Source organism: Desulfosporosinus sp. SYSU MS00001 (assembly GCF_049943955.1).
Lineage (GTDB): Bacteria > Bacillota > Desulfitobacteriia > Desulfitobacteriales > Desulfitobacteriaceae > Desulfosporosinus.
This window is the reverse complement of sequence record NZ_JBNFTW010000013.1, coordinates 82,214-94,388: the sequence shown is the minus strand read 5'-3', so window position 1 is coordinate 94,388 and position 12,175 is coordinate 82,214. Positions and strand designations below refer to the sequence as shown.

Genomic DNA, 12,175 nt, shown 5'->3' with positions numbered 1-12,175 from the left:
TTTATTTTTGAGTTTCATTGTTAAATTATATCATCTATGGACCAGGGACAGCAACTTGTTGCTTAATTCATAAGCTTAAGCAGCAAGGGCAGCAATAGAATATAAAAACTCCGCAGACGTAAGGAATGCGGAGTTTTTTATAAATGCATGGTATTATAAATTCCCTTAAATGCTGTTATTAATTTCTTCAGTGGCTTTCTCAATTTCTTCAGCAGAAAGACCGTCTTTACCTAAATGGAATTTTATCGCATCAGCCCAGAAAGCACATTTAGCACTAATTTTTTTATAAGCCTTCGCATTTGATTTATTTGTTTTAGTCCTTGCATCAGCATTAGACTGAACAATAGAACAAATATAAAGTGCTTTAAGGCGATTATCCTTGTCCATGTCACTAAAAGTTTGGTTGAGTTCGGCGATCAAATTTCGATAATACTCCGTAAATTCTTCAAAAGGTATTTCTGTATCCATGTGTAAGTATTCTTTCAACTTATCAAATAGCTTCTCCAATATTCACCCTCCAAATAATTGCCTTCTAATAACTTAAATAGTATATCTCTATTTAGCGAAAATCACAAGATTTTCCTTAGTCGGCTCTTCAAGAAGGTCTAAAAACATCATAATTCAAGCAGAGAGTCATCATTAATGATTCTAACCTTTGTCCAAAGATTTATGTAATTCCCTAAAGCATTAAAAAAGATGTTGCAAATACTTCTTTGCAACATCTCTTCTTACTTAAAAAATACGGAGGATGTCTTTCCTTCTGTCAATAATCGGCGGACAACAGCCTGGGATCTCAGGGGATCAACTTTCCAATAGCTAATTCCATCTTCTGTCAAGAAGTCCCCCGGTAATGTCTGCGAAGATATTTTAGGGGTTCCGGTACGGAGTAGAACATTGGATAAGGCCCATATTTTGCTGATGGAGAGATTGGTCTCCACTGATTTCATAAGTTGAGGGATTAACTGAGGTAACTTGGGAATCGTCTGAACTTGAAAGAATTCCTGCCCTAACGCTTTCAAGACAGCCTGTTGACGCGAGGTCCTGGAAATATCGGCTAAAGCATCCTGACGAAACCTGGCGTATTGTAAAGCCTGGTTTCCATTTAAACGCTGAATCCCCTTCTTGAGATTAATAAGTCCATCTGTTTTGTCTCCAGTTACATAATACATATCCTTTTCAACATTTACCGTGATGCCACCCAAAGTATTTATTATTTCCTTAAATCCCGTGAAATTCGTCAGCACATAACCATCAATTCTTTGGCCAATTAACTGCTCAATGATTTCCGACGTTGTCTTAAGTCCATTGCCGATTCGAGCTGCAGCGTTGATCTTATTCATACCGTACCCCGGGATAACGACTTGGGTATCGCGAGGTATTGAAACGAGAGCAACTTTCCCGCTCTGGATATCGATGCTGGCTACAATAAGAGTATCCGTATTACTTAACGATTTTTCATTAGGGCGGCGATCCACTCCCACTAAAAGGATCGTCATCCGATTATCGGTTAGAGAGGACGATCCCTGAGGTGAAGAGTTTAATCCGGGGTTAAGATTAGGGCCTAAATCTGACTTAAGCTCTGAATCCGGCTGACCTTGAGCGTCTTGTGATGTGAAATCTTGATTGTTTTTTTCTAACGAGGAATTGTTTTCTTTAGGTTCTGCTGCCTGCAGAGGCCGTTGTTCACTAGAAATGTGACTAAAAATTAACGGACCTAACACAAAACTTGCTCCGAGAACTATTCCAAACAAAAAAAGCAGGCAATATCCTTTGCAGACTCGGAATAATAATCCGAATTTGTTTCTCTGCACCCGAGTCCACCTCACAAAAACTTTATGTATTCTACTTCCTAGGATCAAACAAACTCCTTAGAAATATTCTTTATGCAAAATGTAATATTTAGCAATTTATAGATTTTAATCCAATCCACTTGGTACATTAACCAAAGAAATACATATAATGCCATTAAGAGGTGTATAGTTATGGTAATTCTAAGACGACTATTCTTAAGATCCCTTTCTTCTGCTTCAACTTCAGACGAGAATGCTTCACTGGAGATACCCGAAAATACAACATTTGAAGAAGAACCACTGGCCAATGATTATCAGCCTAAAGCATCAGGTAGTATTAGAAGTAAATTGTTACACGTTCAGTCAGCGCCTCCGGAGTTCCTCTACGAAAATGAAGCCTGGTCTCCAGAGCATGAATCGGTTCGACTTTTCCACAAAGGCAGCCATCATTTTGAAGGCCAGAATCTAAACCCTTCGCAGTCCCAAGAGTAAAAGAAGAGGGGTGTGACACTTCATGTCACACCCCAGCATACCTGATTAAAAGTAATACAACGGGTGAATTTATCGGAAAGGGGGAACAGAATTGAACCCTGGTAACGCCCGTATCTATGGACCTATAATGAGAGCCCCCTTACTCTTTCATCAAAACAATCTCATCTCATATCCTAATCACTATTTGACTCAACAAAATTATTTACCCTATTCTAATAACTCCCAACCCTCTTTCCCTCTGTCAACACCTTTACCCTCTTACTATCAATCTTATCCTTACGGGCCTTCTATCCTAGGAAGCATACCGCCGCTGCCTTTAGGTTATCCCCAAGTTCTAGTTCCTCATAACGCTTACTCAAGGCCCGTTTCCCCCAATGGTCTGACCCTAATTTTGATTGCCATTCTTATTTTAGTTGCCCTTGATTTAACCTTAGTCCGACCTCAAAAAGGATATTAGTGATAAGGACCCGGATACGAATTAACGTACACGGATCCTTTCTTCAGTCCTAGCGACTAGCTATAGGCAAGTGGGTTAAACGTTCGGGGAGAACATCATTTCTCAATAAATCATGATATGTTTCACGTTTCACAATCACATCACCCTTGCCACCCTCAACCAAGACAACAGCAGGCCGGGCAAGACGATTATAATTGGAAGACATCGAGTAATTATATGCGCCGGTACAAGATACGGCTAACAGGTCACCTGATTCAACTTTGGGCAGATTAATATCCCAAATTAACATATCGCCGGACTCGCAACACTTCCCTGTAATCGAAACCTCCTCAGCAGTTTCTTCACCGGCACGATTTGCCAAAACAGCTTCATAGCGTGCTTGATAGAGAGCTGGACGCGGGTTATCCGCCATGCCCCCGTCAACAGCAACATATTTACGTATCCCGGGAATTTCTTTAATTGACCCAATCGTATAGAGGGTAGTACCCGCCGTTCCGACAATAGAACGTCCGGGTTCAATGATAATTTTAGGAATTGGAAATTGATAACTTTGACAGGCATTTTCAAGAGCATTTTGCACAGTTTTGGCATAGTCCTCAATCTGTGCAGGTTCATCACCTGAAGCGTAGTAAATTCCAAATCCTCCGCCTAAGTTCAATTCCTCCAAAAGGTACCCGGTCCGTTTGTGAATATCTGCCATGTACTGAATCATAATCTGGACTTCGTGACTAAAGGATTCCAATTCGAATATTTGCGACCCGATATGGGCATGAATTCCTTTGACAACAAGGTTGGAAGAGGATAATGCCAAATCCAAAGCCCGGTCAGCAGTTCCGTTCGTAAGGGTGAATCCAAACTTGGAGTCGATTTGTCCTGTCTGAATGTATTCATGAGTATGGGCTTCAATGCCAGGGGTCACTCGCAGAAGTATGTTGACCGATTCATGCAATTCTTCGGCCAATTCGTTGAGAAGACTCATTTCATAAAAATTATCAACAACAATACGTCCAACGCCGGCCTTAATGGCCATTGCCAATTCTACTGCAGATTTGTTATTACCATGAAAATAGATACGCTCAGCAGGAAATTCTGCCTGCAGAGCAGTATGCAGTTCTCCGCCCGAGACAACATCCAGCCCTAATCCCTCTTGGTTTACGATCCGACACATAGCCAAGGTGGAAAACGCTTTAGAAGCATAAATCACCTCGGCATTTTTCATTCCTTGAATAAAGGATAGATAATATCGTCTGCATATTTCCCGAATATGGGCCTCATCCATAATGTAAAGAGGTGTGCCAAATTCCTGCGCCAATGATATGGTGTCACACCCGCCTATTTCCAAATGTCCCTGTTCATTAACTCGTTGAGTACCGTGCAGCCTCATATTCTCTCCTCCTATTACTTTTCCTTCTCTAGTTAATAAAATACAAACGGCAACAGAAGGAGGTCCTCTGTTGCCGTACAACTGCACGTTAACATTGACCCTCTTCTCCTGTTGGGAGTAGTTCTCCATACGATAGTCTTCATAAACCTATCGTATGACAGTCCCACAGTTGTTGACTGTAGAACCAGCCACAAAAATCACGCTGCTTTTTGCGCTTCGGCGAAATCCCCTTTTCTATGGTCTCATCAGTTGCCGCAACCTTTTCCATAGTACTTATGTCATTCGCGCCTCTACCACACCTCCAAAGAGATGAGGCATATGAAATTTTTTTCAGTATACCAAACTTCTAATGGAAGGTCAAAATATTTTTCCGGAAATTTCCCTGGAAATTTTTCGGGGCTCTGACTATTCTTTTATGCTCCTTGTTGCTCGTCTTCTTGGGATTTGCCCTTAAAGGTACCCTTGCCAACAGCGTTGGCCCATTTTCCGCAGCGATCTCCCCATCGCGCCAAAATTGATCCTTCCTGCAGAATCTCAACAACTTCACAGCGATTGGCACAACCGGAACATTCAAAACTTCGAGCATTAAACTGGGTTTCACCCAATTGTAGCCCTCGGAACCTTGTCCGTAATTCTGATTGCCTTCCTACCTTCTCCTGTGCCAAATAAGCAGCTCCTAGAGCACCCATCACGCCAAAATGTTCCGGGACTATAATGGGTTGGCCAAGCTCCTCTTCAAAGGCTTTGCGAATACCAGGATTGGCAGCCACACCCCCTTGGAAGAAAATTGGCCCTCGTATATCCTTGTTCTTGCCGACATTATTTAAATAATTGCGAACCATCGCTTGGCAGAGTCCGGCCAAAATATCCGGCAGTGCATGCCCCAGCTGCTGTTTGTGAATCATATCTGATTCGGCAAAGACTGAACACCTCCCGGCTATTTTAACGGGACTTGCAGCTTCAAGGGCTAGATGACCAAACTCCTCAATGGGTATACCAAGTCTGGCCGCTTGCTGATCAAGAAATGATCCGGTTCCTGCGGCACAAACGGTATTCATGGCAAAATCAGAAACAACCCCATCACGAAGGATAATAATTTTAGAATCCTGACCTCCGATTTCCAGAATGGTCTGAACTGAAGGATTAACTCTGGAGGCAGCTACAGCGTGAGCAGTAATTTCATTTTTAATGACATCCGCACCTAATAACGTTGCCGCTAACTGACGAGCGCTGCCAGTTGTACCTACACCGATTATTTTGGCAGATTTCCCAATCTTTGACCTCAAAACCTTAATTCCTTCCTGGATCGTTTGCATAGGCCGTCCTTGAGTTCGCAGATAGAGCGTTAAAGCCACTTCATTTTTTTCACTGAGCAATACTAAATTCGTGCTAACAGATCCTACATCAGCGCCTAAGTAATAGTTATCGTTCCCCAACAACCGACACACCCTCTCTAGAAGTTTCTGAAATGCCTCTGAGGCTGGGCCTTTCCAATAAATCCACAAAGGCCTCCAAACGTGTTTGTATTCCAGCGTGCCCAGTATGCTCGTCGACGATAAGCGTCATAATGGGAACTTGATAGGTTTCTTGGACTCTTGGCAATACGCTGGCTGCCACTATCTCAGGCATACAAGAAAGGGGAAAAAGTTGAATAATCCCATCAAAACCTTCCCTCGCGAATTTAACTGCAGCTCCAACAGTCTCTTGACCATGCCCTCCAACAAAATGAGACAAAAAAGGTTTGGCATGACTCGGATAGGAACGAATTGAACGGTAACCAGGAGCAAGTCCTTGAAAAATATGATTTCCTACCCACCCTGAAAGATAAATCGATCGATCTACTTCTACTCCCAGACGTCCTAATTCTTCCTCTATTCCCACGGAGGTAAAGGGATCTAAAATCGTGTATATTTCACCGATAATTCCAATACGCAAAGGCTTATGAAGCTTATCAGCATTATTATTTCCAGCCATTTGGTGATCGCACAAGCTTTGGCGTATCGAACGGACCGAATCTTGGACCCCTTTGACGGTCATAGCCTGAGCCAAGCGTTTTTTACCTTCCTCATAAAGCCTTTCCGTTTCTTGAGAATCGGCCAGTCTTGGTCTAGCGGCATGAATCATATCTTCAACTTGATCCAGAGCAACACATTTAAGGTAAGCAAAGCGCAGAGCTTTGAGAATTGAAGCCCAAGAATTTTTCTTTCCGGCTAAATACCGAATTCGCTGCGCCAGTCCCCTTAGACTGCCATCCGGCGGCTCTAGGGTCACGACATCGAAATGATACCCTGCTTCTCTGAGGATTTGCCGTTCAATCTCTCCATAATAGCCAAAGCGGCAAGGACCAATTCCCCCGGTAATAACAATTGTATCAGCACCATCTCGAACTGCTTCAATATAATTGCCCAAATTTAATTTCAAAGGCAAGCAAGCAGCTTCGGGGGCTAACTTTGCACCTAAGGTTAATGTTTGTTTGCTGTTCATAGGAGGTACAACGACATCAATGTTTAAAGATTCAAAGAGTGTTTGAATGACTATCCACGCATTCCCCATATGCGGAAACGTAACCTTCACGAACCTTCCTCCTTTCAACCATATCCAGAAAGGCTTCTAGGCGAGTTACTAATCCCGCTTCGCCGGTATGTTCGTCGAGGGTTATTACCATATAAGGCTTATGATGCTTCCTAACGTTTTGAGCTAATAATTCTTGCACCATTGAATCGGTACCACAGCCGAAGCAAGTTAAATAAATAATCCCGTCTACTGTTGGATCTTCAACAAATTTATTCCCGGCACCATAAATTTGTTTAGCATGGCTCCAAAAAAGTTTCTTGCGTAATCCCGAAAGATGCGCTTCAACGTCTTCCCGTTCAACATGTTGGATGAGATTCACCTCCGCATGTTCTCTCAGGCGTTGGAGAAGATTTAGATTGGCATAGCATTCCTGGACAAGATAGGAATGGCCAATTAAGGTGATTTTTAAGCCCTTTTGGCAATTCTGATGGTTCTCGCTGAGCTGCACCGAGAAATTTTGGGATCGTGTTTTTGTTGTCTGTCTCGTAACATACTCTATTTCCCGCATTTTTTCTTCGAAATCCCATTCTCCCCCTCGAGAGTCCTGGTAATGCTGCTGCCATTCCTGCCCCTCCAGAAACGCTTTATGGATCTCTGCCCCGCTTTTGCCAAGCTGCATTCCCAAAATCTGCAGATCTTTAAGAACTTGACGCTGACCCTTGCGCCAATTAATCACTGCACTTAGAACAGGAATCTCGGGGGGAACTGCAGAAAGAAGACTTTCAGGAATCCCAAGAAACTTGGGACAGTTATATGTATTTTCCTCCATACTTACCATTCGAGGCAGAAAAATGGCATCAACATCCTTTAGGGCCTGAATATGTCCCGCTAAAAGCTTAAGCGGCAAACACGTTTCATCGCTGGTTTTCTTAAGGCCGTCCTCCATAATCTGACGCTGCGTCGGAGGAGATGTTTCCACCTCTATGCCAAGATGATAAAAAAAGCCAGCCCAAAAAGGGAAATAATCATAATAAAAAAGAGCACGTGGAAACCCTATTTTCACTCTCTTGGCATCCTTTCTCTAATCATTTTTTTGTTTTACCCTCCGGCTGCCTGATAGGATCCTGAGGTTTTAAGACACTTGGACGTGTGTTCTTAATTGGAACCGGTGACCGTACCAAAACGGTGCCCATAGCTTTTAAATTTAGGGGCAGCAGCGGCCAGAGATAAGGGACACCGAAGGACTTGGTTCTCCAGAGAAGAAAGAGCACGAGTACTGTTCCGGCCAAAAATCCCCAAAAATTAAAGAGACCTGTCAGAACGATAATGAACAAACGCGCCAGCCGATTGGCCAAACCAAGCTCGAAACTCGGAGTTGCAAAAGTGGCTACTGTAGCTATGGCAACGTAGAGAATTACCTCCGGAGAAAACATCCCCACTTTAACTGCGATATCTCCGAGCATAAAGGCAGCAATCAAGCCTAAGGCTGTCGCTAAAGGGGCCGGAGTGTGAACGGCGGCCATTCGTAAAAGATCTACACCAAATTCGGCAAATACCACTTGGGGAAAAAGACCAACTTTTGCCACCTTGGAAACTCCGATAAACTGAAGTCCTTTCGGAAGTAATTGAGGGTTTAGAGCTGCTCCCAGCCAAAGCGGAAGGAGAAATAAGGCAGCGAATACCCCGGCGAATCGTATCCAGCGCAGATAAGCGCCAACAATAGGTTCTTGCCGATATTCTTCTGCATGCTGGAGATGGCTCCAAAAGGTCGTTGGTGCCATAATAACCGATGGAGACGTATCAACAAGAATAACAACGTGACCTTCCAGCAAATGAATAGCTGCCACATCCGGGCGTTCTGTATACCTGACCCGGGGATAAGGATTCCAAAATTTACTCCCAAGAATAAATTCTTCAACGCTTTTTTCAGCCATAGGAATCCCATCAATTTTAATCGCTTGCAAATCTTCTTGAATTTTTCGAACCATCTCCGGATTTGTAATATCCTCGATATAGGCGATGCAGACATCGGTTTTTGATCTTCCTCCAACCTGCACCAATTTCATGCGCAGTTTTGGGTCACGCAAACGCCTGCGAATTAAGGCAGTGTTCATCACCAGTGTCTCAACAAATCCATCACGTGATCCTCGGGTAACACGTTCGATATCCGGTTCCTGGGGCTGACGGGCAGGATAAGTCCTCAAATCTACTATAATTGCCTTTTCTTGCCCTTCAACAAAAATTGCCATGGGACCCGACAAAACAAAATAGAATACCTTGTCCATTGTTTCGACTTCTGTAACTTGTAAATTAACAATTCGGCCTTTCACTAATTTGTCCAGGGCATTGACGATAAGATCAGAGCGTTCCAAGTCAATCAAGGCATCGAGAATATAACTGGCAACGTGGGTGTCAACCATGCCATTAATGGAGTAAATTGCTACCTTTTTACCGCCAATCGACATCTCCCGAACAACAACGTCAAAACTATCCGGGACTCCTAATTCCTGATTTAAGTAATTAACATTTTCCTGGTAATTTTTACTTACAGGAACGTTTTTTTCACTTGAAATATTGCTCATACTAACCTCCCTTTATCTTGATATTTTTTATGGGCGAAGGGAAAAGGACTTATCCCTTGGGGTTAAAGGTTATAGACATCAAATAGCCAAAAAATACAGCAGCGGCAATTCCAACCGCCGTTGCCTCGACGCCGCCTGACAAGGCGCCTATTAGACCCCGTTTTCCAACAGCCTCAATAGAGCCTTTAGCTAAACTATAACCAAATCCAGATAAAGGGATCGTCGCTCCGGCTCCGGCAAACTTAACGAGAGGTTCATATACACCTAAAGCTCCCAAGACAGCTCCCCCTGTGACAAACGATACCAAGACATGAGCAGGTGTAAAGGATGGTTTCGTTAAATCCATCATTAACTGCCCGATAACACAGATCAGTCCACCAACGATAAAGGCCGGGAATATCAAATGAAACATCTGAAGACTCCTTTCATGCTTCAATAGCAACGGCATGACCTATCCCGGGGATCGATTCACCCTGCAGCGCAGAAGTGGGACTGTGTAAGGCCCCGCTGCCTATAAGTAAAACTCGTTTTAAGGCTCTAGCCTTTAACTTCTGCATCAAATCCCCGGCAAAAACAACGGCAGAACAAGCACATCCGCTGCCGCCGGCATGGACATCCTGAGTTGAATCGAAAATCCTGACGCCACAATCTGTAAATTCCGTCCCCGTATCAACACCGCTTTGTTTAAGAACCTCACAGGCCAGAGCTAAACCAACAGTTCCTAAATCCCCAGAAGCTATGTGATCATAGTCCTGCCCTGTACACTGTAAATCATGAAAATGATTAAGAATCGTATCGGCGACTGCCGGAGCCATTGCGGAACCCATATTGCCGGCATCGGTCTCTCCATAATCAATAACTCTTCCAATCGTTGCTGAAGTAATTCTTGGTCCGGCTCCCTTTTTGCCCAGGAGAACACTTCCTGCTCCGGTAACAGTCCATTGAGCACTCATAGCCCTTTGTGTCCCCTGTTCCGTTGGGGCACGAAATTGGCGCTCTGCCGTCTCATGATGACTTGAAACTCCCACCAGCACATATTCGGCAAATCCGCCATCAATCAGCATACTGCCTAGGGCCAAACTTAAGGCCATGGTAGAACATGCTCCATAAACTCCAATGAAGGGTAAGGCCATTAGCCGAGCCGCAAAATTCGAAGAAACAATCTGATTCAGTAAGTCACCGGCTAACATAAAGTCAATTTGTTCTTTTCCGATCCCTGCTTGTTTGATGCTCCCTTGCAAAGCTTCTTGAAGCATCTTGCTCTCTGCTAATTCCCAGGTTTTTTCGCCGTTCAGCTGATCCTGCCAGATAGAGTTAAAGGTTTTGCCAAGGGGGCCTTTTCCTTCTTTAGGCCCAACGACGGCATAAGACGATAAAATAACCGGCGGATTGTCAAACAGCACCGTCTGATTACCCGCTCTTTTCAAACCCATGTCATGTGTTCATCCCCATTCATACCCAGATTTCAAAGCTTCTTAAAGCAATTACTTCTCTTGTCTTAATGCAAAAAATAAGCTAAAACGCCAATAATGATGGAGGCCGCAATACCATATACGAGGACAGGACCTGCAACGGTAAACAACTTCGCCCCTACTCCCTGAACGTAGCCTTCGCGTTTAAATTCCATCGCCGGTGAAACAATAGAATTGGCAAAACCTGTGACAGGAATAATAGAGCCGGCTCCCCCAAATTTTCCAATCTCATCATAAACTCCAAGCCCCGTGAGCAGGGAGCCTAAGAAAATCATTGCGGCAGTGGCAGCATTTGAGGCCTCTTTTGGAGTTAACCCAATACCGGAAAAAATATTTATTATCACTTGTCCCAAAGCACAAATCAGACCGCCAACAAAAAAAGCCCGCAAAATATTTTTAGTAAGCGTTGGTTTAGGAGTGTATTTTTGCGCTAGTGCTTTATATTCTTCAGGTGAGATTGAAATGGCGGGTTTGCGCAGCGTTTGATTAGGCATTCAGCTCCCTCCCTTTATAGACTAATTTGTATTATTAATGAAAACGGAGTAAATTATACTTATTATTTCCATTTTTATGCAGATATTTCGACAGAGCTTGCCAAGAATACTATAAAAAGCATGCAGGAAAATTATGGTTATTGAGCGAAAACATTCTTTACCTTTATTTTTCAAACACATTTTAGGGGGGATGGACTTGAACCTTGAAAAAAAGATAGAGCGCCTTACCCTGTTCTTACGTTTAGACGGAGAACTGGATATGCACACATCGGATCTTGTAAGGCAAGCTATAGACATAGAAATTGAGAAAAGGGGGATTCGAACAGTAATTCTCAATCTTCAAAACGTTCAATTTATTGATAGTTCCGGATTAGGTGTTATTTTAGGCAGATATAAAAAGTTACTCTCCTTAGGTGGAAAACTAAAAATTACCAATGTACCTCCGAATGTTTACAAAATCATGGAACTGTCAGGCCTACCGAAAATCATTAACTTTTATGATGATGAGACCCATGCCTATGAGGAAGGAAGGAGAGCATAGATGAAATCAAATCAATTAGCCCTTACTTTTTCCAGTATCGCTGAAAATGTAGGAATTGCGAGGTTGCTCATAGCTTCCATCGGAGCTCAATTAGATCTGCCTCTTAATGACATTGAGGAACTTAAAGTTGCAGTTTCCGAAGCGGTTTCCAATGCCATCATCCATGGTTACCGCAACGACGCTAATCATGTTGTCTATCTCGAATTAGAGGTCATGGATGATGCCCTTAAGATTGTTGTTAAAGATGAAGGATGTGGAATTTCCAATGTTGAGCAAGCCATGCAGCCTGCCTTTAGTACTGATCCGGAACGCATGGGTCTGGGCTTCGTCTTTATGCAGTCATTTATGGATGACCTGCAGGTTGACTCAACTATTGACATCGGAACAACTGTAACCATGAAGAAGCAGCTGAAACAATCCTCCAATGCTTCTCATTAGGGGGGCCGGAC

The 12,175-nt window shown here is 43.3% G+C and carries 14 protein-coding genes and 1 riboswitch; of the genes, 4 read left to right on the top strand and 10 right to left on the bottom strand.

What is annotated here, in order from left to right; translation table 11 throughout:
* Positions 1-165 precede the first annotated feature (165 nt).
* Entirely contained in the window at positions 166-507 is a 342-nt protein-coding gene (locus ACPUYX_RS19005) for a hypothetical protein (protein ID WP_426381182.1), read from the bottom strand.
* Positions 508-728: 221 nt separating this feature from the next.
* Positions 729-1,811 carry an LCP family protein gene (locus ACPUYX_RS19000; protein ID WP_426381181.1) on the bottom strand — a complete coding sequence of 361 codons (1,083 nt, stop codon included), beginning with the start codon at positions 1,809-1,811 and terminating at the stop codon, positions 729-731.
* Positions 1,812-1,982: 171 nt separating this feature from the next.
* On the opposite strand from ACPUYX_RS19000, the gene ACPUYX_RS18995 reads away from it, so the two are divergent.
* The gene (locus tag ACPUYX_RS18995) at positions 1,983-2,282 is read left to right on the top strand and encodes a hypothetical protein (protein WP_426381180.1); all 300 of its coding nucleotides are present in this window, start codon (positions 1,983-1,985) and stop codon (positions 2,280-2,282) included.
* A 91-nt stretch (positions 2,283-2,373) separates the two neighbouring features.
* Entirely contained in the window at positions 2,374-2,739 is a 366-nt protein-coding gene (locus ACPUYX_RS18990) for a hypothetical protein (protein ID WP_426381179.1), read from the top strand.
* Between the two features lie 49 nt (positions 2,740-2,788).
* On the opposite strand, the gene lysA is transcribed toward ACPUYX_RS18990, so the two are convergent.
* The 8 genes from lysA to spoVAC form a co-directional block, all read right to left on the bottom strand.
* Positions 2,789-4,123, bottom strand: coding sequence for a diaminopimelate decarboxylase (gene lysA, locus ACPUYX_RS18985; RefSeq protein WP_426381178.1), 1,335 nt, complete (start codon positions 4,121-4,123; stop codon positions 2,789-2,791).
* A 110-nt stretch (positions 4,124-4,233) separates the two neighbouring features.
* A riboswitch (Lysine riboswitch) is annotated at positions 4,234-4,424 on the bottom strand.
* A gap of 112 nt (positions 4,425-4,536) precedes the next feature.
* Positions 4,537-5,562 (bottom strand): acyl-CoA dehydratase activase, encoded by a 1,026-nt coding sequence (locus tag ACPUYX_RS18980; protein ID WP_426381177.1) that lies wholly within the window; start codon positions 5,560-5,562, stop codon positions 4,537-4,539.
* The gene (locus ACPUYX_RS18975; protein WP_426381176.1) at positions 5,546-6,697 is read right to left on the bottom strand and encodes a CoA protein activase; all 1,152 of its coding nucleotides are present in this window, start codon (positions 6,695-6,697) and stop codon (positions 5,546-5,548) included. Before ACPUYX_RS18975 ends, ACPUYX_RS18980 begins: the two co-directional genes overlap by 17 nt.
* Positions 6,639-7,700 (bottom strand): acyl-CoA dehydratase activase-related protein, encoded by a 1,062-nt coding sequence (locus ACPUYX_RS18970; RefSeq protein WP_426381175.1) that lies wholly within the window; start codon positions 7,698-7,700, stop codon positions 6,639-6,641. The genes ACPUYX_RS18975 and ACPUYX_RS18970 overlap by 59 nt, the downstream gene beginning before the upstream one ends.
* Before the next feature lie 22 nt (positions 7,701-7,722).
* Positions 7,723-9,219 carry a spore germination protein gene (locus ACPUYX_RS18965; RefSeq protein WP_426381174.1) on the bottom strand — a complete coding sequence of 499 codons (1,497 nt, stop codon included), beginning with the start codon at positions 9,217-9,219 and terminating at the stop codon, positions 7,723-7,725.
* Positions 9,220-9,268: 49 nt separating this feature from the next.
* Positions 9,269-9,631 (bottom strand): stage V sporulation protein AE, encoded by a 363-nt coding sequence (gene spoVAE, locus ACPUYX_RS18960; RefSeq protein WP_426381173.1) that lies wholly within the window; start codon positions 9,629-9,631, stop codon positions 9,269-9,271.
* 13 nt (positions 9,632-9,644) lie between these two features.
* Positions 9,645-10,652 (bottom strand): stage V sporulation protein AD, encoded by a 1,008-nt coding sequence (gene spoVAD, locus ACPUYX_RS18955; RefSeq protein WP_426381172.1) that lies wholly within the window; start codon positions 10,650-10,652, stop codon positions 9,645-9,647.
* A gap of 65 nt (positions 10,653-10,717) precedes the next feature.
* Positions 10,718-11,185: a stage V sporulation protein AC gene (gene spoVAC / locus ACPUYX_RS18950; RefSeq protein WP_426381171.1), complete on the bottom strand. Its 468-nt coding sequence runs from the start codon at positions 11,183-11,185 to the stop codon at positions 10,718-10,720.
* A 196-nt stretch (positions 11,186-11,381) separates the two neighbouring features.
* Here spoVAC and spoIIAA point away from each other — a divergent pair, with 196 nt between their 5' ends.
* Both spoIIAA and spoIIAB read left to right on the top strand, forming a co-directional pair.
* The gene (gene spoIIAA / locus ACPUYX_RS18945; protein ID WP_047809516.1) at positions 11,382-11,726 is read left to right on the top strand and encodes an anti-sigma F factor antagonist; all 345 of its coding nucleotides are present in this window, start codon (positions 11,382-11,384) and stop codon (positions 11,724-11,726) included.
* On the top strand, positions 11,727-12,164 hold the full coding sequence (gene spoIIAB / locus ACPUYX_RS18940; protein ID WP_426381170.1) for an anti-sigma F factor: 438 nt from the start codon (positions 11,727-11,729) through the stop codon (positions 12,162-12,164). It abuts the gene before it with no gap.
* Positions 12,165-12,175: the final 11 nt, after the last annotated feature.